24 protein-coding genes and 2 tRNA genes are annotated in these 21,017 nt (G+C 65.0%); 12 read left to right on the top strand and 14 right to left on the bottom strand.

What is annotated here, in order from left to right:
• Positions 1-113: 113 nt before the first annotated feature.
• The 4 genes from ASC92_RS23885 to ASC92_RS23870 all read left to right on the top strand — a co-directional run bounded on the left by ASC92_RS23885 (position 114) and on the right by ASC92_RS23870 (position 3,276).
• Positions 114-386, top strand: coding sequence for an HU family DNA-binding protein (locus tag ASC92_RS23885; protein ID WP_007830705.1), 273 nt, complete (start codon positions 114-116; stop codon positions 384-386).
• Between the two features lie 29 nt (positions 387-415).
• Positions 416-491: transfer RNA gene (locus ASC92_RS23880), tRNA-Val, on the top strand.
• A 78-nt stretch (positions 492-569) separates the two neighbouring features.
• Positions 570-2,486, top strand: a complete 1,917-nt coding sequence (locus ASC92_RS23875; protein ID WP_056520717.1) for a SurA N-terminal domain-containing protein — start codon at positions 570-572, stop codon at positions 2,484-2,486.
• A gap of 115 nt (positions 2,487-2,601) precedes the next feature.
• Positions 2,602-3,276: a histidine phosphatase family protein gene (locus ASC92_RS23870; RefSeq protein WP_056520715.1), complete on the top strand. Its 675-nt coding sequence runs from the start codon at positions 2,602-2,604 to the stop codon at positions 3,274-3,276.
• A gap of 16 nt (positions 3,277-3,292) precedes the next feature.
• On the opposite strand, the gene ASC92_RS23865 is transcribed toward ASC92_RS23870, so the two are convergent.
• From ASC92_RS23865 to ASC92_RS28945, 3 genes are all read right to left on the bottom strand, one after another.
• Positions 3,293-3,628 carry a hypothetical protein gene (locus tag ASC92_RS23865; protein ID WP_056520713.1) on the bottom strand — a complete coding sequence of 112 codons (336 nt, stop codon included), beginning with the start codon at positions 3,626-3,628 and terminating at the stop codon, positions 3,293-3,295.
• Between the two features lie 40 nt (positions 3,629-3,668).
• Positions 3,669-3,917: a GlsB/YeaQ/YmgE family stress response membrane protein gene (locus ASC92_RS23860; RefSeq protein ID WP_007830716.1), complete on the bottom strand. Its 249-nt coding sequence runs from the start codon at positions 3,915-3,917 to the stop codon at positions 3,669-3,671.
• Between the two features lie 66 nt (positions 3,918-3,983).
• Positions 3,984-4,151 carry a hypothetical protein gene (locus tag ASC92_RS28945; protein WP_162245738.1) on the bottom strand — a complete coding sequence of 56 codons (168 nt, stop codon included), beginning with the start codon at positions 4,149-4,151 and terminating at the stop codon, positions 3,984-3,986.
• A gap of 37 nt (positions 4,152-4,188) precedes the next feature.
• Here ASC92_RS28945 and ASC92_RS23855 point away from each other — a divergent pair.
• Positions 4,189-4,264 (top strand) — tRNA-His (locus ASC92_RS23855).
• A gap of 284 nt (positions 4,265-4,548) precedes the next feature.
• Positions 4,549-4,893: an H-NS family nucleoid-associated regulatory protein gene (locus tag ASC92_RS23850; protein WP_056520711.1), complete on the top strand. Its 345-nt coding sequence runs from the start codon at positions 4,549-4,551 to the stop codon at positions 4,891-4,893.
• 84 nt (positions 4,894-4,977) lie between these two features.
• Here the strand turns inward: ASC92_RS23850 and ASC92_RS23845 are convergent, their stop codons facing one another.
• Positions 4,978-5,964, bottom strand: coding sequence for an NADPH:quinone oxidoreductase family protein (locus ASC92_RS23845; RefSeq protein ID WP_007830720.1), 987 nt, complete (start codon positions 5,962-5,964; stop codon positions 4,978-4,980).
• Between the two features lie 127 nt (positions 5,965-6,091).
• On the opposite strand from ASC92_RS23845, the gene surE reads away from it, so the two are divergent.
• Genes surE through rlmD form a run of 5 tightly spaced genes read left to right on the top strand, consistent with a single transcriptional unit; the run spans position 6,092 to position 11,078 of the window.
• Positions 6,092-6,850 carry a 5'/3'-nucleotidase SurE gene (surE, locus tag ASC92_RS23840; RefSeq protein ID WP_056520709.1) on the top strand — a complete coding sequence of 253 codons (759 nt, stop codon included), beginning with the start codon at positions 6,092-6,094 and terminating at the stop codon, positions 6,848-6,850.
• A 1-nt stretch (position 6,851) separates the two neighbouring features.
• Positions 6,852-7,625 carry a protein-L-isoaspartate(D-aspartate) O-methyltransferase gene (locus ASC92_RS23835; protein ID WP_056520707.1) on the top strand — a complete coding sequence of 258 codons (774 nt, stop codon included), beginning with the start codon at positions 6,852-6,854 and terminating at the stop codon, positions 7,623-7,625.
• An 11-nt stretch (positions 7,626-7,636) separates the two neighbouring features.
• Entirely contained in the window at positions 7,637-8,548 is a 912-nt protein-coding gene (locus ASC92_RS23830; RefSeq protein WP_056520705.1) for a peptidoglycan DD-metalloendopeptidase family protein, read from the top strand.
• 4 nt (positions 8,549-8,552) lie between these two features.
• Positions 8,553-9,599, top strand: coding sequence for a sigma-70 family RNA polymerase sigma factor (locus ASC92_RS23825; RefSeq protein ID WP_056520703.1), 1,047 nt, complete (start codon positions 8,553-8,555; stop codon positions 9,597-9,599).
• A gap of 30 nt (positions 9,600-9,629) precedes the next feature.
• On the top strand, positions 9,630-11,078 hold the full coding sequence (rlmD, locus tag ASC92_RS23820; protein ID WP_056520702.1) for a 23S rRNA (uracil(1939)-C(5))-methyltransferase RlmD: 1,449 nt from the start codon (positions 9,630-9,632) through the stop codon (positions 11,076-11,078).
• Between the two features lie 45 nt (positions 11,079-11,123).
• Here rlmD and ASC92_RS23815 read toward each other — a convergent pair whose 3' ends face one another.
• The gene (locus tag ASC92_RS23815; protein WP_056520700.1) at positions 11,124-11,825 is read right to left on the bottom strand and encodes a Bax inhibitor-1/YccA family protein; all 702 of its coding nucleotides are present in this window, start codon (positions 11,823-11,825) and stop codon (positions 11,124-11,126) included.
• Between the two features lie 165 nt (positions 11,826-11,990).
• On the opposite strand from ASC92_RS23815, the gene ASC92_RS23810 reads away from it, so the two are divergent.
• The gene (locus tag ASC92_RS23810) at positions 11,991-12,398 is read left to right on the top strand and encodes a GlcG/HbpS family heme-binding protein (RefSeq protein WP_056520698.1); all 408 of its coding nucleotides are present in this window, start codon (positions 11,991-11,993) and stop codon (positions 12,396-12,398) included.
• 181 nt (positions 12,399-12,579) lie between these two features.
• Here ASC92_RS23810 and hemP read toward each other — a convergent pair whose 3' ends face one another.
• The 9 genes from hemP to ASC92_RS23770 all read right to left on the bottom strand — a co-directional run bounded on the left by hemP (position 12,580) and on the right by ASC92_RS23770 (position 21,004).
• Positions 12,580-12,792 carry a hemin uptake protein HemP gene (gene hemP / locus ASC92_RS23805; RefSeq protein WP_056520696.1) on the bottom strand — a complete coding sequence of 71 codons (213 nt, stop codon included), beginning with the start codon at positions 12,790-12,792 and terminating at the stop codon, positions 12,580-12,582.
• Between the two features lie 93 nt (positions 12,793-12,885).
• On the bottom strand, positions 12,886-13,299 hold the full coding sequence (locus tag ASC92_RS23800) for an ExbD/TolR family protein (protein ID WP_056520694.1): 414 nt from the start codon (positions 13,297-13,299) through the stop codon (positions 12,886-12,888).
• A 5-nt stretch (positions 13,300-13,304) separates the two neighbouring features.
• Positions 13,305-14,018 (bottom strand): MotA/TolQ/ExbB proton channel family protein, encoded by a 714-nt coding sequence (locus ASC92_RS23795; protein ID WP_007830742.1) that lies wholly within the window; start codon positions 14,016-14,018, stop codon positions 13,305-13,307.
• Positions 14,019-14,040: 22 nt separating this feature from the next.
• The gene (locus ASC92_RS23790; RefSeq protein ID WP_056520972.1) at positions 14,041-14,727 is read right to left on the bottom strand and encodes an energy transducer TonB; all 687 of its coding nucleotides are present in this window, start codon (positions 14,725-14,727) and stop codon (positions 14,041-14,043) included.
• Positions 14,728-14,849: 122 nt separating this feature from the next.
• Positions 14,850-15,122: a bacterioferritin-associated ferredoxin gene (locus ASC92_RS28265; RefSeq protein WP_081502622.1), complete on the bottom strand. Its 273-nt coding sequence runs from the start codon at positions 15,120-15,122 to the stop codon at positions 14,850-14,852.
• 114 nt (positions 15,123-15,236) lie between these two features.
• Positions 15,237-15,917: a Fe2+-dependent dioxygenase gene (locus ASC92_RS23785; RefSeq protein WP_056520692.1), complete on the bottom strand. Its 681-nt coding sequence runs from the start codon at positions 15,915-15,917 to the stop codon at positions 15,237-15,239.
• 92 nt (positions 15,918-16,009) lie between these two features.
• Positions 16,010-18,406 carry a catecholate siderophore receptor Fiu gene (locus ASC92_RS23780; protein ID WP_056520690.1) on the bottom strand — a complete coding sequence of 799 codons (2,397 nt, stop codon included), beginning with the start codon at positions 18,404-18,406 and terminating at the stop codon, positions 16,010-16,012.
• Positions 18,407-18,641: 235 nt separating this feature from the next.
• Entirely contained in the window at positions 18,642-20,003 is a 1,362-nt protein-coding gene (locus ASC92_RS23775; RefSeq protein ID WP_056520969.1) for a sulfite reductase subunit alpha, read from the bottom strand.
• Positions 20,000-21,004 carry an FAD:protein FMN transferase gene (locus tag ASC92_RS23770; protein WP_056520688.1) on the bottom strand — a complete coding sequence of 335 codons (1,005 nt, stop codon included), beginning with the start codon at positions 21,002-21,004 and terminating at the stop codon, positions 20,000-20,002. Before ASC92_RS23770 ends, ASC92_RS23775 begins: the two co-directional genes overlap by 4 nt.
• Between the last annotated feature and the right edge of the window lie 13 nt (positions 21,005-21,017).

Raw genomic sequence — 21,017 nt, 5'->3', positions numbered from 1 at the left:
CTCGCTGGCAGCGCGCTGCCGAGGCGTCAGTCTTGCCAGGCTCTTGGGTCGCTCCGTTGCGGCCAGGTCGCAGCTGACGGAAGCCGACCAACTTTTTCCTACAAGGGGCCCTTGTGAACAAGACCGAACTGATTGAGCACATCGCGAAGAACGCCGATATTTCCAAAGCCGCAGCGACGCGTGCACTCGAATCCACTATTGGCGCCATTCGCACCACGCTCAAGAAAGGCGGCTCCGTTTCGCTCGTCGGTTTCGGCACTTTTGCAGTAGGCAAGCGCGCGGCCCGCACCGGCCGAAATCCCCGCACCGGCGACGCGATTAAAATCAAGGCAGCCAAGATCCCGAAGTTCCGTCCGGGCAAGGCGCTGAAAGACGCGCTCAACTAAGACGTTAAACTCGGAAAGTATTCCCGGTGGGGTGCTTAGCTCAGTTGGTAGAGCGGCGCCCTTACAAGGCGTAGGTCGGGGGTTCGAGCCCCTCAGCACCCACCACCCACCCGATGCAAAGGCGAACCGCAAGTTCGCCTTTTTTATTGCCGTCCGACAGCCGTCGAAAAAGAGTGTTCAAGCATGTTTGATACCTTCCGCAAGTACAACAAGGTCGTCATGATTTTCTTGTTCTTGCTGATCATTCCCTCGTTCGTGTTCTTCGGTGTCGAGCGCTATCAGGGATTCGGCCGCGACGAGAAGGTCGCCCGCATCGAAGGGCACGACATCACGAAGCCCGAATGGGATCAGCAGCACCGCGTCGAGACGGACCGCATTCGCCAGCAGTCGCCCAACGTCGATCCGACCTTGCTCGAATCGGATGCATTGCGCTACGCCACGCTGGAGCGCATGGTGCGCGACCGCGTGCTGGCAGCCGCGGCGGCCAAGGTCAACATGACGGTGTCCGAAGAGCGCCTGTCGCGCATCTTCGCGCAGGACCCTGGCCTGGCCGCATTCCGCACACCCGACGGCAAGTTCGACCGCGAGGCCTTCCAGCGCGTGACCGGCCGCACGCCGGAGCAGTACGAGGCTTCGGTGCGCTCCGACATGGCAACGCAGCAGGTGCTGCTGGGCGTCTCGGGCACGGCCTTCACGCCGCCGGCTTTGGCCGCCACGACCATCAATGCCTTCTACGACAGCCGCGAAATCCAGGTGGCGCGCTTCGGCCCCGACAGCTTCGCTTCGAAGGTGACGGTGAGCGATGCCGACATCGAGGCCTACTACAAGGGCCACACGGCGCAGTTCCAGGCGCCCGAGCAGGCCAGCATCGAATACCTCGTGCTCGACCTCGATGCGGCCAAGAAGAACGTCGTCGTGAACGAGGCCGACCTCAAGACCTACTACGAACAGAATGCCTCGCGCTTCGGCACCAAGGAAGAGCGCCGTGCGAGCCACATCCTGATCACCGCGCCGTCCAGCATGCCCGCGGCCGATCGCGAAAAGGCCAAGGCCAAGGCCGAGCAGTTGCTGGCCGAAGTGAAGAAGTCGCCTGCCAGCTTCGCCGAAGTTGCACGCAAGAATTCGCAGGACCCGGGTTCGGCGGAGAAGGGCGGCGACCTCGACTTCGTGACGAAGGGCGCCATGGTCAAGCCTTTCGAAGACGCGATGTTTGCGCTCAAGAAGGGCGAGACCAGCGGCGTCGTCGAAACCGAATTCGGCTATCACATCATTCGCCTGACCGACATCAAGCCGGCCGTGGTGCCGCCTTTCGAGCAGGTGCGCGCGACCATCGAGAACGACATGCGCTCGCAGCAGGCCACGCAGGAGTTCGCGAAGGCCGCCGAAGCATTCACCGACGCCGTCTACCAGTCGCCCGACAGCCTCAAGCCCGCTGCCGAGAAGCTGAAGCTCACGATCCAGACGGCCAACAACGTTGCGCGCGTGCCCGCACCGGGCGGCACCGGCCCACTGGCCAGCCGCAATTTCCTGAGCGCGCTTTTCGCAACCGATTCGCTCGAGCGCAAGCAGAACACCGAGGCAATCGAAGTCGGCCCGAGCCAACTCGCATCGGGCCGCGTGACGAAGTACACGCCGGCGCATCCGGTGCCGCTGGCCGACGTCAAGGACAAGATCCGTGCGCAACTCATTGCCGAGCGCGCTGCGGTGCTGGCCAAGACCGAGGGCGAAGCCAAGCTCGCCGCGTGGACTGCCAAGGCGGACGGCGCGACTTTCGGCGCCCCGGTCACGGTGTCGCGCCGCGAAGCGCAGTCGCAGCCGTTGCCGGTCATCGATGCTGCGCTGCGCGCCGATCCCTCCAAGCTGCCCGCACTCGTGGGCGTGGACCTCGGCGCGCAAGGCTATGCCGTGGTTCGCGTGACCAAGGTCGTTCCGCGCACGCCGCCGGCGCCCGAACTCGCGAAGCAGGAACAGGCGCAGGTGGGCCAGTCCGTGGCTGCGGCAGAAGACGCTGCCTACTACAACATGCTGAAGGACCGTTTCAAGGCCGAGATCCTGGTGCCGAAGCCGACAGAGACGCTACCGCCCGCCGCCGGCCGCTGACGTACACAGCGCTGCCAGAGACAGCCCGAGCCGACCGCTCGGGCTTTTTTCTGGCCCCGTGAACCGGTCGCCCGAGGGACAAGCTGTGCTTCGGCTTCTTGCCAGAATCCCGTGCATGGGAACCCTCTATCTCGTGCGCCACGGACAGGCCAGTTTTGGCGCTGCCGACTATGACAACCTGAGCGAACTCGGGCACCGTCAGTCCGTTCGCCTGGGCGAGTACTGGCGCGAGCGTGGCATGAAGTTCGATGCCGTCATCACCGGCACGTTGAAGCGCCATCGCCAGACGTGGGAGGGCATCGCCAAGGGCCTCGACCTGGAGCGCGACGACGTGCTGCCGTGGCCCGGCCTCAACGAGTATGACAGCGAGGCGGTCATCGCCACCATCCACGAAGGCAAGCTGGAGAAGCCCGATTCGCCGGAGATGTACCGCCATCACTTCCGCCTGCTGCGCGAGGGGCTGGGCGCGTGGATGCAGGGCAGGACGGCGCCGACAGGAATGCCGAGCTATGTCGACTTCATGGCGGGCGTGACGACGGCGCTCGACCACGTGCGCGGCAAGCACCATGGCGCAAAGGTGCTGGTGGTGTCGAGCGGAGGGCCGATCAGCACGGCGGTAGGCCATGTCCTGGGGACAAGCGCAGAGACGACGATCGAACTCAACCTGCGTATTCGCAACACGTCGGTGACCGAGTTCGCCTTCACGCCCAAGCGGCACATGCTCGTGACCTACAACACGCTGCCGCATCTGGACGGCCCTGCCTACGAAGGTTGGGTCACCTACTCCTGAAGTCCTCGCCGCCGCGTCAGGCCTGCCACACGCCGTAGCCGGCCTTGCGCAGCGCGATGCCGAGATCGACCTCCATCAGGCGCGCGTCCTCGTAGGTCATGGGGTTGTAGCGTTCATAGAGCGCCGGCAGCAGGTGCAGGCCGAACTCCTGAACGAAGCTGTTGGCCTGGATGCCGGCCTTGTGCTTGTCGAAGCGGATGTCGGGGTCCAGGCCGGTCATGCCGACGTAGACGAAGGGCTTGCCGGGTTGGTAATCGGGGTTTGCCCGCCTGAAGCGGCGGCTGTTCCATACGCGGTCATCGAGCTCGACCACGTAGACATGATGCCTGGCGCGCGCTTTGCGGGGCATCATGATGGCCGTGCGCGTGAAGCGGCACGACCCATTCTTCGCATCAGCTCTTGCGCTTGATCAAGCCGTAGATGATGAGCAGCACGATCGCGCCCAGCACCGATGCGATGAAACCCGCGCCCTGGCCGGCGGTGTACCAGCCCAGCGATTGGCCGACGTAGGTGACGATCAGCGAACCGGCAACGCCGATGATGGTCGTGACGATGAAGCCGGCAGAGTCATCGCCTGGCTTGACGGCCCGCGCCACAAGACCCACGACGAACCCGATCAGGATGGTCCAGACGATGCTCATGAAGAAATTCCTTTGATGTGGTGAGTGGAGATGGCCGGAAGCCATGCCCGTCGGCGCGGGTCGCATTCATGATAGCGGAGCGATATGCATGTCGGTGCCGGCGATGAAGATCGGACAGGCGGGCGAGAATTTTTGCCGATCACCGCGATCGCGAGAGGCATGATGCGCCGGCGTCGATCCCGGCGGTGAGGCGAAATGTAGCTTTCGAGCCTCGCCATTGATCGGCGTCGTCAAAACAGCGATTTTTAACGCTACAATAGTAGGCTCTGCGGTGGCTGTAGCTCAGCTGGTAGAGTCCCAGATTGTGATTCTGGTCGTCGTGGGTTCGAGTCCCATCAGCCACCCCAAAATATCTCCTTTGTGCTATTGCGCAATAGCCCTCAAAGGATCACAGCGCCGGGTTTGCCCGGCGCTGTCATTTCCGGCCCCCGCATCTTCTTCTGCCTGCGCGCCGCTCCTCCCTCTTTTTTCCTCGCCTTGCCCGCATATAAAGCGCCCATGGCGGCAGACTTTATGTTGCGAGTTGTTGCAATAACGCTATGCGCCGCCTTTTTTTTCGCCCGGCGGGATGCTTGTGGCAAATGTAAATTGAATTAAGATCCACCTGTTTTCAATTTTCAGGAGTCCAACAATGGCTTCGACCCTCGCCGATATCAATTCCCAGATCAAGAAGCATGACGAGCAGATTGCGCAATTGCGCAAGCAGGCCGAAGACCTGCGCAACCAGGAACGCGCAGGCGTGGTCGAAGAGTTGCGCAAGAAGATCGCCGAATACGGTTTGACGGCCTCCGATCTGAAACTCACCGGCCGTGCGGGCGCCGTCAAGCGCAGTGCGGGCGTCGCGCCCGCCAAGGCTGCCGCAAAATACCGCGGCCCGACGGGCGAAACCTGGTCGGGTGGCCGTGGCCGCAAGCCGCGTTGGGTGACCGAGGTATTGGCTGCGGGCAAGTCGCTTTCCGAGTACGAGATCAAGTAAGCGCCCCCGGCTTCGCTGGGCAGTTACCCAATAAAAATGCCCGCATGCGCGGGCTTTTTTATTGGGCGTTCGCGGGTGGTGCGCTCAGTTCACCATCACCAGTTTTCCTTTGACGCCGCGCGAGCCCATGTGGGCATAGGCGGCCTTCAATTCAGCCATCGGCATCGTGCTGTCGATCACCGGCTTGATCTTTCCCTGGCCGTACCACTGCGCCAATTCGGCCATCATCTGCGCATTGGCCTTGGGCTCGCGCCTGGCGAAATCGCCCCAGAACACGCCGACCAGCGAGGCGCCTTTCAGCAGTGTCAGGTTCAATGGCAGCGATGGAATCGGACCGGACGCAAAACCGACGACCAAATAGCGGCCGCGCCACCCAATGGAGCGAAAGGCGGGCTCTGCGAAATCGCCGCCCACCGGGTCGTAAATGACATCCGGTCCTTTGCCGTCGGTGGCGGCCTTGACGGCATCGCGAAAACCGTTGGGCAGTGCATGCGTCGTGTAGTTGATCGTCGCGTCGGCGCCGATGGAGCGGCAAAGCTCGCATTTTTCGTCGGTGGAGGCTGCTGCAATCACTCTGGCCCCGGCAGCCTTTGCGATCTGGATGGCCGCCGTGCCCACGCCGCCCGCCGCGCCGAGCACCAGCACGGTTTCGCCGGCCTTGAGTTGCGCCCGGTCCATCAGTGCATGCCACGAGGTGGCGTAGATCATGATGAAAGCCGCGGCATCGACGTGGCCGAAACCTTCGGGCAGCGGCATGCACAGGGCCGCGGGTGCAAGTGTGTGGGTGCCGAAGCCGCCCGTGCCCGACAGGCAGGCCACGTTCTGCCCGACCTTGAGGTGCGTGACGCCGTCGCCGACCGCCTGGACGACGCCTGCATATTCGGAGCCCGGCACGAAGGGCAGGGGCGGCTTCATCTGGTATTTGTTCTGCACGATCAGCAGATCGGGGAAATTCAGGCTCGCTGCCTTGATTTCGATCAGCACCTGACCCGGGCCCGGGGTCGGGGTCGGCAGTTCCTTCCAGGTCAGCGCGTCGACGCCGGTGGGGTTTTCGCAAAGCCATGCGTGCATGCTCGAGTCTCCTTCGTGTGAGTCGGATGGGGCCAAAGAATGCGGGCGATGATAGGCGGCGCGGCAGGGTGGGCTTGTCCCTGCTGCGACGCACCCGGCGCCTACAATCCCCCGCACCCAGGACACCATGAAGATACTAATTTCCAACGACGATGGCTTTCAGGCGCCGGGCATCGTCGCACTGCACGACGCGCTCAAGGACATCGCCGAGGTCGAGGTGGTTGCGCCCGAGCACAACAACAGCGCCAAATCGAACGCGCTGACCCTGGCGGCACCGCTCTACGTGCGCGAGGCGCACAACGGCTTTCGCTACGTGACGGGCACGCCGGCCGATTGCGTGCACATCGCGCTCAAGGGCCTGCTCGACTACCGGCCCGACCTGGTGGTCTCCGGCATCAACAACGGCGCCAACATGGGCGACGACACCATCTATTCGGGCACGGTCGGCGCGGCGATGGAAGCCTATCTGTTCGGCATTCCGGCCATTGCGTTCTCGCAGATCGAAAAGGGCTGGGCGCATGTGGATGCGGCCGCCCAGGTGGCGCGGCGGCTGGTGCAGCAGATCGAGCGCGAGCGCATGCTGGGAGGCGCCGCCTTCCTGCTCAACGTGAATGTGCCGAACCTGCCTTTCGACGAGCTGAAGCCCGTCAAGGTCTGCAGGCTCGGCCGCCGCCATGCGGCGGAGAAGGTGATCACGCAGGACAGCCCGCGAGGCGAAACCATGTACTGGATCGCCGGCGCAGGCGGCGCCAAGGACAGCGGCGAAGGCACCGACTTCCATGCCACTGCCGCCGGCCACATCGCGCTGACACCGCTGCAGATCGACCTGACGGACCACGCCAACCTCGGCCAATGGCGCGAGACGGTGGCCCGTCTCGGCAATTGACATGGCCACGCAGCGGCCCAGTTTCCCCGTTCGCCTGACACCCACCGCTTCGGCCGCCACGCGAGGGCGCATGCCCGCCGTGCCGGCCAAGCCGATGGTGCCGTCCACGCCTTCGATGGCTTCCGATGCCGTGCGCGCGCGCATGGTGCAGAGGCTCGCGGCGCAGGGCATCTCCGATCCGCGGGTGCTGCGCGCAATGGGCGCCGTGGAGCGGCATCGTTTTGTCGACAGTGCGCTGGTCAACCAGGCCTATGAAGATACGAGCCTGCCGATCGGGTTGGGGCAGACCATCTCGAAGCCCAACGTGGTGGCCCGCATGATCGAACTCCTGATGGGCGCACCCGCGCTGGCTGGAAAGCCGCAGGACAAGCTCGGCCGCGTGCTCGAGATCGGTACCGGTTGCGGCTATCAGGCCGCGGTGCTGAATCATGTGGCCACCGAGGTCTACAGCATCGAGCGCCTGCGCGGCCTGCACGAGCGCGCGCGCGCCAATCTGCGGCACTTCCGCCTGGCCACAGTGCATCTGATGCTGGGCGACGGGATGATCGGCTACGCCAAGGGCGCGCCCTACGCCGGCATCATTGCCGCGGCTGGCGGCGAAGCCGTGCCCGAGGCCTGGATTGCGCAGCTCGCGGTGGGTGGCCGCATCGTGGCACCGACCCATTCTGCAAGCGGTGGCCAGGCCCTTGTCGTCATCGACAAGACCCCGCGGGGACTGGAGCGCCTCATTCTTGAGGCGGTTCACTTTGTCCCCCTAAAATCAGGCATCGCTTGAAGGAATAACAAATGCAGGGTTTTGGCAATCGGAGTTGGTTCGCTGGCGTCACGTTGGCCTTTGTGCTCGTGATCGCGGGCTGTTCCACACCGCGCGGGCCGGCGCCGGTCGAAGACCGCGGCACCATGGCGCGCGCGCCTGGCGCATCAGTGCCCGGCGGCCCGCCCATCACCACCGACGCCAACGGCAAGCCGCTCGCCGGCATCGAAAACTATGGCAAGCCCGGCTACTACGCCGTGCGTCCCGGCGACACCATTCGCCGCATCGGTGCCGACACCGGCCAGCGCTGGCAGGACATCGTTCGCTGGAACAACATCGAGAACCCGGACCTGATCGAAGTCGGCCAGGTGCTGCGCGTGATTCCGCCGGCCGGTTCGGGAACGGTCGTCGCGGCCGCGCCCGCAATACCGCCTGCCGCTTCGCCCGAAGGTGCGGTCACGAAGCCCGTGACGCCGCAGCCTGCGGTGGTGCCCTCGGCGCCCGCCAGCAGCGCGACGACCAAGCCGCCGGTCACGGCTTCGCCGGCCGGTCCCGGCAGCGGAAATGTGGGTGATGAAGACATCGGCTGGATCTGGCCTGCGAGCGGTTCGCTGATTGCGGGCTTCGATGAGGCCAAGAACAAGGGCTACGACATCAGCGGCAAGGCGGGCGACCCGGTGCTGGCCGCCGCCGACGGTCGCGTGGTCTATGCGGGCGCAGGCCTGCGCGGCTACGGCAACCTGATCATCCTGAAGCACAACAACACCTACCTCACGGCGTATGCCCACAATCAGACGCTGCTCGTGAAGGAAGACCAGTCGGTTCAAAAGGGCCAGAAGATCGCCGAAATGGGTAACAGCGACGCCGATCGCGTGAAGCTGCATTTCGAGATCCGCCGCCAGGGCAAGCCCGTCGATCCTTCGCGCTACCTGCCCGGCCGGTGATGCCATGGCTGCTTCCCGCCCCCGCCGCACGCTGTTGCCCGTGCGCGGGTTGGCGGGCAGGGGCAGCCCCTCTCCCGACAACGGTCGTCATGAGTTCAACGGTGAGAGCGCTCACCCGCCACCGGAAGAGGGCTTAGAACCACCAGCGGCAGACGGCGTGCTGCCTGCCGGCACTGCGAGCGAACAAATCGGCGGCGAAGGCGCGGATGCATTGACCATCTACCTGCGCCAGGTCCGTCGCACCGAACTCTTCACGCCTGCGCAGGAGTACCAGACCGCATGCGCCGCGCGAGCCGGCGACTTCGCGGCGCGGCAATCGATGATCGAGCACAACCTGCGACTCGTGGTCAATATCGCCAAGAGCTACCTGGGCCGTGGCGTGCCGCTGTCGGACCTCATCGAGGAAGGCAATCTCGGCCTGATGCACGCCATCACCAAGTTCGAGCCCGAACGTGGTTTTCGCTTTTCCACTTACGCGACCTGGTGGATCCGCCAGTCCGTCGAGCGCGCGGTCATGACGCAGGCGCGCGCGATCCGGTTGCCGGTGCATGTGGTGCGTGAGCTGCAGCAGGTGCTGCGGGCCCGCCGCACACTCGAAGGCGACGCCGAATTCCTCGCGCACCGGCCCGATGGCGTGCGCGTGGAAGACATCGCCGCGCTGCTCGGCCGCGAGGTGCAAGCGGTGGCCGACCTGCTGGCCCTGTCCGAGGCCCCGCGTTCGCTGGACGCGGGTGACGCGCGCGGGGACGAGGGCTTCACGCTGGCCGACACCGTGGCTTCCGAGGATGGGCAGGGCAGCCCGACCGACGTGACGCACATGCACGAGGTGGAGCGCCTGCTCGACCAGTGGGTGCACGCCCTCGATGCGCGCGAACGCGAGGTGCTGGAGGGGCGCTATGGCCTGCATGACCGCGAGCCCGAAACGCTGGAGGTGCTGAGCGTGCGCCTCGGCCTCACGCGCGAGCGCGTCAGGCAGATCCAGAACGAGGCGCTGGCCAAGATGCGTCGCCAACTGGCCCGCTCCGGCGTCGGGCGCGACGCGCTGTTCTAGCTGCCTCGGCCACGCTGAGACAATCGGGGGATGACGGAATCCATCGAAGAAAACAAAGCCCCCGCGAAAGTCCCCACGAATCCCGGTGAAGAGTGGCTGCAGGTCGAGTCTCTCGACCTCGACGCGCAGGGCGTATCGCACAAGGCCGACGGCATGGTCGTGTTCATCGAAGGCGCATTGCCTTTCGAGGAAGTGCGGTTCAATGTCCATCGCCGCAAGAACAACTGGGAGCAGGGCACGGTCACGGCCATCCGCCGCGAATCGTCGCAGCGCGTGCGCCCGGGCTGCCCCCATTTCGGCCTGCACACGGGCGCCTGCGGCGGCTGCAAGATGCAGCACCTGGATGCGGCCGCCCAGGTGGCCGTGAAGCAGCGCGCACTGGAAGACAACCTTTGGCACCTCGGCAAGGTCAAGCCCGAGAACCTGCTGCGGCCGCTCGAGGGGCCGACCTGGCACTACCGCTACCGCGCGCGCCTCTCGGTGCGCCACGTGGTCAAGAAGGGCACGGTGCTGATCGGTTTCCACGAGCGCAAGAGCCGCTACTTGGCCGACATGCAGGTGTGCCCCGTGTTGCCGAAGCAGGTCAGCGAGATGCTGATGCCGCTGCGCGCGCTCATCGGTTCGATGGATGCGCGCGAAACCTGTCCGCAGATCGAACTGGCCTGCGGCGACGCCCCGGACTCAACGCGGCTCGGCACCATCGCGCTGGTGCTGCGGCATCTTGAACCGCTCTCGCGTGCGGACATCGACCGGCTGAAGGCCTTTGCCGAGAAGAACGAGGGCGTTCAATGGTGGCTGCAGGCCAAGGGGCCGGACACCGTGAAGCTGCTGGAAGAGGGCGGCACGCCGCTGGCATACCGGCTGCCCGAGTTCGGCGTCACGATGCCGTTCAAGCCCACTGACTTCACGCAGGTCAATCCGCACATCAACCGGGCGCTGGTGGGCAAGGCGCTGCGTTTGCTCGACGTGCAGCCCGACGAGCGCGTGATCGACTGGTTCTGCGGTCTCGGCAACTTCACCTTGCCGCTGGCGAGCCGGGCTCGCGAGGTGCTGGGCATCGAGGGCAGCGACACGCTGGTGGCACGCGCGACCGACAATTTCAACAGGAATCAGCCAGCGACGTCGGCCCGGCGGGCACTGTCGCCCGCCACTTTCGTGGCGCGCAACCTGTTCGACATGACGCCGGAAATGCTCGTGGCCGACGGCAGTGCCGACAAGTGGCTGGTCGATCCGCCGCGCGAAGGCGCCTTCGCGCTGGCCAAGGCCATGGCCGACCTTCATCAGCAGCCCGAACTGCGAACCGATGGCTGGACACCGCCGAAGCGCATCGTGTACGTGAGCTGCAATCCGTCGACGCTTGCGCGCGATGCCGGCTTGCTGGTGCACCAGGCGGGCTACCGCTGCACCTTCGCGGGGGTGGTCAACATGTTCCCGCACACCGCGCACGTCGAGTCGATTGCAGTCTTCGAACTGGAATGAAAAAAGGGCCCTTCCGGGCCCTTGCTCTTGCTGTGCGTGATTCGCTCAGTCGCGTTCGCCGCCGAAGATGCCCAGCAGCGCCAGCAGGCTCTGAAACACGTTGAACAGGTCGAGGTACAGCGCGAGCGTGGCGCTGATGTAGTTGGTTTCGCCACCGTCCATGATCTGCTTCAGGTCATAGAGCATGTAGGCCGAGAAGATGCCGATGGCGGCCACCGAGATCACCAGCATGCCCGTCGTCGAACCGACGAACACGTTGATGATCGCGCCGAACATCAGCACCAGCGCGCCGACGAACAGGAACTTGCCCATGCTCGACAGGTCGCGCTTGATGATCGTTGCCAGCGAGGCCATCACGAGGAACACGCCGGCGGTGCCGCCGAAGGCGGTCATGACGAGTTCGGAGCCGTTCTTGAAGCCCAGCACCATCGCGATCAGGCGCGACAGCATCAGGCCCATGAAGAAGGTAAAGGCCAGCAGCACGGGCACGCCGGCGGCGGAGTTCTTGGTCTTTTCGATGGCGAACATGAAACCGAACGCGCCGCCCATGAAGACGATGAGGCCGAGGCCGCCCGTGAGCGAGCGGGTGATGCCGGTGCTGACGCCGATCCATGCGCCTAGCACGGTGGGCAGCATGCTCAGCGCGAGCAGCCAGTAGGTGTTGCGCAGCACGCGCTGGCGTTCAGCCTGCGCCAACGGCTGGCCATAGCCAGCGGAAGTGTCTAGGGTGGTGACGCGGTCGTTCATGGCCGGAGCTCCTGTGGTTGCTGCAGTGACGCAGTTTGGGCGCATTCTAGGGGGCTGCAAGAGGGGGTGCCGAAAAGACCGTATGCGGGGTGTTCCCAAGCCCTGAAGACACCCCTGGCGGCATGGCCGTTATGCTGTCGGGTTTTCACGAAACCAGAGCCCATCATGAAGACCAAGTCATTCCTCGAACTCGCCGACGTCAAGGCCGTGGCCGCAGCGGCCGAAGCCGAGGCCCTCAAGAACAACTGGGCGGTGACCATCGCCATCTCCGACGACGCGGGCAACCTGCTCTGGCTGCAGCGGCTGGATGGCGCCGCGGCATTGTCCTCGCACATCGCGCCTGCCAAGGCCCACACGGCAGCCATGGGCCGGCGCGAAAGCAAGGTCTATGAAGACATCATCAACGGCGGCCGCACGGCGTTCCTGACGGCGCCTGAAGTGCAGGGCTTGCTCGAAGGCGGCGTGCCGATCATCAAGGATGGCCACGTGATCGGCGCCGTCGGCGTGAGCGGCGTGAAGTCGAACGAAGACGCGCAGATCGCCAAGGCAGGCATCGCAGCCCTCGGCCTCTGAGTTTTTGTTCCGCGCAAAGCAAAACGCCGACTTCGAGGTCGGCGTTTTCTTTTGGGTGCTTCAGCGTGAAAAAAAGCTTGGCTAGTCGGCGAACCGTTGGCTAGCAAAAAACGACCCTTTGGAGATGAATCTCCTCGAGTCGCCCCACGATGAAACTTGCGCGAAGGGCGGACTGGACGACCTACTTGGTCAGGATCAGCTTGCCGAGTTTGGTGGCTTGAAGCCGGTAGAGGGAGCCGTTGTGCATGATGCCGACCGTCTTGCTTCCTTTCAGAAGCTCGGTGCTCTCGACCATTGGCGCCGGACGCGTTGCCTGGATGGACGCATGGCCGCCACCCGATTGGTCGAGCGAAGGATGGTTCAGGACAGAAAAGGCATTCGGTGTGGCTGGCATCTGGGTTTCCCTATCGAAGCGATGAGTTAATGATAATGATTCGCAATAAAAAGTCAATCGTCACGATCGACTTTTTTGGCTTGCGATTTCAGATCACTTCGCTTCGGGCTCCGTGATGAAGCCGATCTTGCGCACGCCGGCTTCGCGGGCTTCCGACATCGCCTTGGCCACGCGCTCGTAGCGCACGGCCTTGTCGCCGCGGATGTGCAGCTCGGGCTGCGGTTCCTTGGCAGCTTCGGCCGCGAGGCGGGCGGGCAGTTCGCCGTCGTCGATCTTCTGCTCGTTCCAGTAGTACGAGCCGTCGGCCGTCACGCTGAACAGGATGTTCTGCGGCTTCGGCTGCTCGGGTTCGCTGGTGGCGCGCGGCAGGTCGATGTTGACCGCGTGCTTCATCACCGGCACGGTGATGATGAAGATGATGAGGAGCACCAGCATGACGTCGACCAGCGGCGTCATGTTGATCTCGTTCATCACCTCATCGGGTTCGTCTTGTGTACCGAAGGCCATGGCGCTCAGCCCTTCTTGAGCGGAACCACGACGGCTTCGCTGCCGCTTTGAACGCGGGCGCCGGTCACGAAGTAGGCATGCAGGTCGTGCGCGAAGGCGTTGAGCTTGGTCAGCACGAACTTGTTGCCGCGCACCAGGGCGTTGTAGCCCAGCACCGCGGGAATGGCCACCGCCAGCCCCAGGGCCGTCATGATCAGCGCCTCACCGATCGGGCCGGCCACCTTGTCGATGGTTGCCTGGCCGACCGAACTGATGCTCATCAGCGCGTGATAGATGCCCCAGACCGTGCCGAACAGGCCGATGAAGGGGGCGGTCGAGCCGACCGATGCCAGCACGGCCAGGCCGGTCTGCAGGCGGGCGGTGAAGGCGTCGATGCCGTTGCGCAGGGCGCGCGTGATCCAGTCGCTCACGTCGAGCGCGTCATGCAGATGGGCCTTGGTGTTGCGGTGGTGCGCTGCTGCTTCGCGGCCTTCGAGGGCCAGCGCACGGAACGGGTTGCTGTCGTCCTTGCCGAGCTTGTTCAGCGCGGTGGCGAAGTCTTCGCTGTGCCAGAAGTCTTGCGAATGCTTGGCGAGGCGCTTGTATTTGATGACGTCGAGCGCCTTCACGATGATGACGATCCACGACGCGAGCGACATGCCGATCAACAGTACCGCGACGGCCTTGGTGACGAAGTCGCCCTGATGCCAGACGTTCATCAGGCCAAATTGGGAATCCATACGAAGTTGCTCCAGAGAAAAATTAGTTCAAGACGTAGTTGACGGGGGCGTCATAGGACATGGCCTGGACCACGCCGTTGACCTTGCCGGGCACGAAGCGGCATTTCATGATGTATTCGACCGCCGCTTCGTCGAGGCGATCGAAGCCGCTGGATTTCTTGACCTCGGCACTCTTGGGCAGGCCGTCGACACCGACGAGCACCCGCACGACGACCTTGCCCTGTTCGCCGAGCCGTTTGCTCATGGCGGGGTAGGTTGCCTTGGGGTTTTGAAGGTAGTCGGCGTTGCTCGAGGGCATCTGCACCGCTGGAGGCGCGGGTGGTGCAGGTGGTGGTGCGGGCGGCGTCGGCGGAGCGGGAGGTGCCGGCGGCGTTGCCGGAGGCGGCGGTTCCGTGGTGCCGACGGGCGCCTGGGGCGCCGGCGTGGGCTTCGGCTCGCGGATGGCCTGGGGCCGCGGCGGAGGCGGGGCCTTGGCTTTGAGCTGGGGCGGTGGTGGGGGCGGCGGAGGCGGATCTGCCTTCGGCTTCGGCGGCTCGACGAACTGGCTCAGTATTTCGACTGGAATCACCACCTCGGCGGCGCGGCGTAGCAACCCGCTCTGCAGCGCCCAGAGCGCAGCCGCATGGAACAGGATGACGCCGCCGGCAATGACGACATTGCGCGAAAGGCCGAGGACGGAAGGGGGGGGAGCAAAGCGGTCAGACACGATCAACCATTCGAATGCGGGCGCCGTGAAAGGTGCCCCGATTTCAGCAAAACCGCTACGAAGACAGCACTTGCGCCAGTTGCGCTACTTGCGAAAGATCCACCAGACCGAGCCTGCAACCAGGATCAGGCTGCCGCCGAGTGTCGAGAAGAGTTCCATGCCTTGCTTTCCTTGATGGAGTTGGCAAGCTGGATCGCCCTCGGACCCGATTCGCAGCTCAGCGCGGCGACCGGATGCGAAGCGCTGCACTGCGCGACGATATCTCGCGCGCACCCTTCACATTGGCCACACTGGGTGGCCACGCCAAGTTCGAACTGAACCTCGTCGAAAGTCATGCCGGCCCGCACGTGGCGTGCGATTTCTCGGTCGGAGACTCGGCGGCAGACGCAAACGATCATGGCTGTGAAAGCGGCAGTTGGCTGGCTGTTGGATTTGCTTGATTATAAATAAGAATCCGTCGCATTCACAATAACCATGTGTTACTGATTCATGCAAGAGCCAGCCCGCTGAACTCAAACCTCGGACCAGAGCCGAAGCAGGTTGTGGTAGTGGCCGGTCAGGGCCACGGTTTCCTCGCATTCGCCCAGGCGCGCACGAAGTTTCTGGATGTTCTGGTCGAGTTCGTACAGCATGCCGCGCTGCTGATCGCTGCGCACCATGCTCTGCAGCCAGAAAAACGAACAGACCCGCACCCCCCGGGTCACGGGGTGGACGCGGTGCAGGCTGCTGGCCGGATAAAGAATGAGGTCGCCGGCCGGCAGCTTCACTTCGTGCGAGCCATAGGTGTCGATGACCTCCAACTCGCCGCCCTCGTAGTCCTCGGGGTCGCACAGGAAAAGCGTGCACGACAGGTCGGTGCGCAGTTGCAGGTTGGCGCCGGGCAAGGCCCGCACCGCACCGTCGACGTGAACGCCGTAGTGGTCGCCTCCCTCGTAGCGGTTGAACAGGGGCGGCACGAAGCGCAACGGCAGCGCGGCCGAGAAGAAAAGCGCGTGCCGGGCCAGCGCGGCCAGCACGGTGTTGCCGAGCTCTCGCCCCACGGGAGACTGCTCCGGCAACTGGCGGTTGCGCTTGACTTGTGCGCCTTGTGCACCCACCGTCTCGCGGCCGTCGGTCCATTGCGTGGCGTCGAGTGCGGTGCGCATTTCGCGCACCTTGTCGGGACTCAGCACATCGGGCACATGCAGCATCATTTTTCAGGATCTCCGCAATGAGAAAAGCCCCAGCGCGCGCCGGGGCTCGAGTGTCGCACCGCGCCGGGAGTGCCCGGCGCGGTCAAGGACCGTCAGAACGCGAAGTTCGCGGTGATCTTCGCCGAGCGAGGGGTGCCCGGCGTGTAGCGATAGCCGCTCTTGTTGATGGCCGCCACGTAGTCCTTGTCGAACAGGTTGTACAGGTTCAGCTGGATGTCGATGTTCTTGTTGATGCGATACGACGCCATCGCATCGACCACCCAGTACGAATCGACGTACGCCGGCGTTCCCACCGCGCTGTCGGTGCCGCGCTGCAGCTTGCCGTTGTAGCGCGCGCCGCCGCCGATGGTCAGGCCGAACGGAAACTGGTAGGTGGTCCAGAGCGTGAAGGCCTTCTTTGGCGTGTAGGCGAGGGCGGTCGACCCATCGGCCAGCACCGAGGCGCCGCTCAGCACGCGCGTGTTCATGGTAGTGAAGCCCGAACTCACGCCCCAGTTGTCGGTCAGTGCGCCCGACACGCCCAGCTCGACGCCCTGCACGCGCTTCTTGCCGGTCTGGAAGTACTGCTGCGAGACCGCGTCCTGCACGACTTCGTTGCTCACGTCGGTGCGGTACAGCGCTGCAGTCAGCGCCACGCGCTTGTTCATCACGTCCCACTTGGTGCCGACCTCGTAGGTCTTGGCCTTTTGCGGCAAGAAGTCGGTGCGCCCGGTGCTGTTGCCGGTGCCGCCGGCGGCCAGCTGGAAGTTGGCGCCGCCCGGCGGCTGCGCGGCGGTGCCGTAGGCCGCGTAGACGCTGCCGTTCTCGGTCGGTTTGTAGACCAGGCCGATCTTGCCGGAGAGCAGGTTGTCCGACAGCTTCAGGTTGGTCGGCGTGATCGTCGAGGTTTGCGGGCCGTTGCCGGTGCGCGCCAGCGCCAGCGTGGTGGCGTTGTACGTGGTCGAGTAGTGGTCGTAGCGCAGGCCGGCGGTCAGCTGCCATTGCTCGTTGAACTTGAGCGTGTCGAAGGCGTAGAGGCCTATGGTGTCGGTGCTGCCGTCCGAGCCCGTGCCGTTGGCGATGCGGTTGTAGCCGTTCACGTACGGATTCGGGTTGTACAGGTTGGCGGCAGGCCACGAGCCGGCCGCGGCCAGCGTGGTGCCCACACTCGGGTAACCCGCGGCGTAGTAGTTGTTGGCGCGCTGCGTCTCGCGGACGAATTCGAGGCCGCCGTTGAACGAGTGGCCGATGCTGCCCGTGTTGAACTTCGCCGACACGCTCGTCTGGTTGGTGAAGATCGTGTTTTCCTGGTCCTTGTTGGTGGGCAGGTTGCGCGTGATGGTCCAGCTCGCGGGAATCGCCGGGATCACCGTGTTGATGAAGCCCGCGTTCGCGGCCGGCAGCTGGCCGGCACCCGTTGCCGATGCCGTGAGACCGCCGCCCATGAACGACGTCAGCATGTAGTCCTGCGACGTCTTGCCGTAGCGGGTGGTGTTGCGGATGGTAATGTCGGGCGTCAGGTCGTGCTCGATGCGTGCGGTGAACATGTCGGCCTTCACGTTGTCGAAGTCCGAGTTCGTGCCGTAGAAATTGCTCGAATCCACGCGCGCGGCGGAGTTCAGGTAGGTGCGGCGCGCCAGGCCTCGCGTGATCGCGGTGGCATCCGGCGTGCTGGAGCCCGGCAGGCCGATGGTGGGCACGCCGCCATCGGGAATGTTGTTCTGCTCGACGTGCAGGTAGTCGAGGAAGATGCGCGTCGGGCTGTTCAGGCCGAGGGCCAGCGACGGGGCGATGGCCGTGCGCTTGTTCTTGACGAAATCGCGGCCGGCAACGCCGCCGTCTTCGGTCACCGCGTTCAGGCGGAAGGCCGCACCGATGCCGTTGGCGCTGCTCAGCGACTTGTTCCAGTCGACGCTGCCGCGTTTGAAATCGGCGCTGCCGAAGCTCATCGAACCCAGGAAGCTGTCTTCGAGCTTGGGCTTCTTCGTGACGAGATTGATGTAGCCGGTCGGAGAGGTGCGGCCCACGTCGGTGCCCGACGGGCCCTTCACGACCTCCACCTGTTCGATGTTGAACACGTCGCGCGACACCGAGCCCAGGTCGCGGATGCCGTCCACGAAGATCGCGCTCGAGCTGTCGAAGCCGCGCATGAAGACCGCGTCCCCGGTGTTGGTGTTGCCGTTCTCCCCGAGGAAGAAGGTGCCCACGCCGGGCGTGTTGCGCAGCGCCTCGGTCAGCGTGGTTGCGCCCTGTTCGCGAATGATCTGTTCCTTGATGACCTGGATGGTCTGGGGCGTGTTCACCAGCGGGGCCGTGAACTTGGGATTCGACGAGTTGTCGGCTTTGTAGTCGGCGGCGGTGGTGTCCTGCACCCGGACTTCAGGCAGTGCGCCACTGGACTGGGCGAGGGCGGCGGGGGCTGCGATGGCGATCAGCGTGGCGGCGGCGGCACTCGAAAGGTGTGGAACGGCGCGCACAACGGTGTGTTTGCGGCTCTTGATGTAGGCCATGAAGTTTTCTCCGGAAAGGACGGGCGTCAGGACTCGACTGGCGATGTCTTGGCAGCCTGCGTTCTCTGTCTGGGAGAAGCGGGGCGGACTGGCTGGGTGAGTCGATTTGCAAAGGGCTTGTAAATCGATGCGAATGATATTGTTTCTCAATACGAAAGCGCGCAACCCAACCCGTACTAATTCAAAAGTTGTCTCGATTTGTTGCTATCGCGCAACTGCTGACGGAAGCGGAGGCTCAGTAAACATCGCGGCGATATTGCCCGCTTGCCGCCAGCTCGCTCATCAGCGTCTCGCCAGCGACCTGCCGCAATGCTGCGTCGACACCGGACGCCATGCCCCGCAGGCTTCCGCAGACATAGACAGCCGCGCCGTCGTTCAGCCACCGCAGCAGGGTGTCGGCCGACTGCAGCAACCGGTGCTGGACGTAGAAGCGCTCTGCCTGATCGCGCGAAAACACCATGTCGAGCCGATGCAGCACGCCGCCGGCCTGCCAGGCTTCGATTTCTTCGCGGTACAGGAAATCGTGCGCGGCTTGGCGTTCGCCGAACACCAGCCAGTTGTCGTGCCTGCCCGCGGCGGCACGGGCTCGCAGATGGGCGCGCAGTCCGGCCAGCCCGGTGCCGTTGCCGATGAGGATCAGGGGGCGCATCTCGTTGCCGTCCAGGCGGAAACCCCGATGGGGCCGCAAACGCAGGGCGACCGTGTCGCCAACGCTGAGGGTGGAGGTGAGCAGCCCCGATGCCGCTCCCAGCGTGCCGTCGGGATGCTGCTCCTGTCGGACGAGTAACTGCAATTCGCCGTCAGCGTGCACGGATGCGATCGAGTAGTCGCGCGGGCGGGCCGGATCGCTCGCCACGGCCACCTGCGCCAGGTCGCCCGACATCCAATGCGGCATCGCACCCATCTGCGGAACCAGTCCGAGATGGAACACCGGCGCGCCGACGCTGCCCGGATTGAGCCGCTCGCGCGCAATGAGCCGCCACTGCGTGAAGCTGGTTGCCGCCCCCTCGATGCCGAGCGTCGGCGCTTCGCCCCATTGGGCCTGCCATGCAGCCAGTGCGGCAGGCTCGCCGTTGTCGACTTCGATGCGATCGAACTCGCGCGTGGCGCCCGTTGCAAGAAGCCACTCGTCGAGCATGCGGCCGAAGCCGCAGAAGTTGGCGTATTGACGGTCGCCCAGGGCCAGTACTGCGTAGCGCAGCGAGGGCAGCGCGGGCGGTGAATCCATCACGCGTTCGGCGAACACGCTGGCCCCGTCGGGCGCGTCGCCTTCGCCGTAGGTGCTGGCGATGAAGAGCGCGCGCCGCGCGGCGGCCAGCGTCGGGGCATCGAGCGCGTTGAGTTCCATCACGCGTGCTGGCGTGCCTGCTGCGCTCAATTGCCGTGCGGTCTGCCAGGCGATGGCTTCGGCCTGGCCGGTCTGGCTCGCGAACAGCACAAGGACGGGGGGCTCGCCGCTGCCTTCCGAAAGCGCTGCCGCATTGCGCGCGGCGGCCGCTCGCCGCCTGCGCTCGCGCAGGTAGACCGACGCGCAGAGCGCCGCATACGCAGCCACGGTGGAACCCGCGCCAAGCGCGCGCCAGCCAATGTCGTTCATGCCCCGGCCGGTGTGGGCCACGCGCGCGTAGCCCGCACCGCAGGCGATGCGTCGCCATGGCTTACGAGCAGCGCGGCAATGTCGTGCCGCTGCGCGAAGTCAAATCCTTCGTCCGGCCCCAGTACCGTCAGCAGGGTGGCCAGCGCGTCGGCCTGCATGCATTCGGTGTGCAGCACGGTGACGCTGGCCAATGCATGGGCGGCCGGCTCACCGGTGCGCGGATCGATGGTGTGCGACCAGTTGCGCCCCTGATGCGTGCGGCGGTGCCATCGATCGCCCGAAGTGGCGATCGCCATGTCGGCAAGCGCCACGCGCTGCGCTACGGCCGGGTCGCCGTCGACGAGCACCTGCCAAGGCTGGCCACCGGGGCGTCGCCCGATGCCTCGCAGTTCGCCGCCGACTTCAAGGAGAAGGTCCGTAATGCCGAGCGCGCGCAAGGCTTCGACGCCACAGTCGACCGCGAAGCCCTTGGCGATACCCGAAAGATCGAGCGCAACGCCACCCGGTTGCAGCAGCGAGCCATCAGCCGCATCGAACGCCAGCCGCGGCCAGCCGACGCGCGCACGCGCATCGGCCAGGACCTGCGCAGAAGGCAGGCCGCCTTCGTGTGCTTCAGGGCCGAAGCCCCAGCAGGCGACCAGCGGACCGATCGTCGGATCGATCGCGCCACCGCTGGCCGTTGCCCATCGGTCCGCGCAGCGCATCACTTCGGCGAACTCCGCGGGCAGCACGTGGCGTGACCCGGCTGGCGCCCGGTTGAACCGGCTGATGTCGGAGTCCGGCTCCCAGTTGCTCATCTGCGTGACCACGCGGCCAAGCGCCGACTCGACCGCCGCACGAACCTCCGCCAACGGCAGCATCCGCGGATTGTCGAAGCGCAGCGACCAGGTGGTGCCCATGGTCTGCCCGCCCGACTGCTGGAGCGTGGCGGGATCGGCGGCGCGGGGGACGGCCGCGTTGGCGTAGCCGCCGGCGCGCCAGGTGCTGAACGAAAGGCCCAAGGTGGTCGGCTGC

Origin of the sequence: Variovorax sp. Root411 (genome assembly GCF_001425205.1) — a bacterium.
In the GTDB taxonomy this organism is placed as follows: Bacteria; Pseudomonadota; Gammaproteobacteria; order Burkholderiales; family Burkholderiaceae_C; genus Variovorax.
Note: the sequence above shows the minus strand (reverse complement) of the source record. Positions and strands in the feature narration are given on the sequence as shown.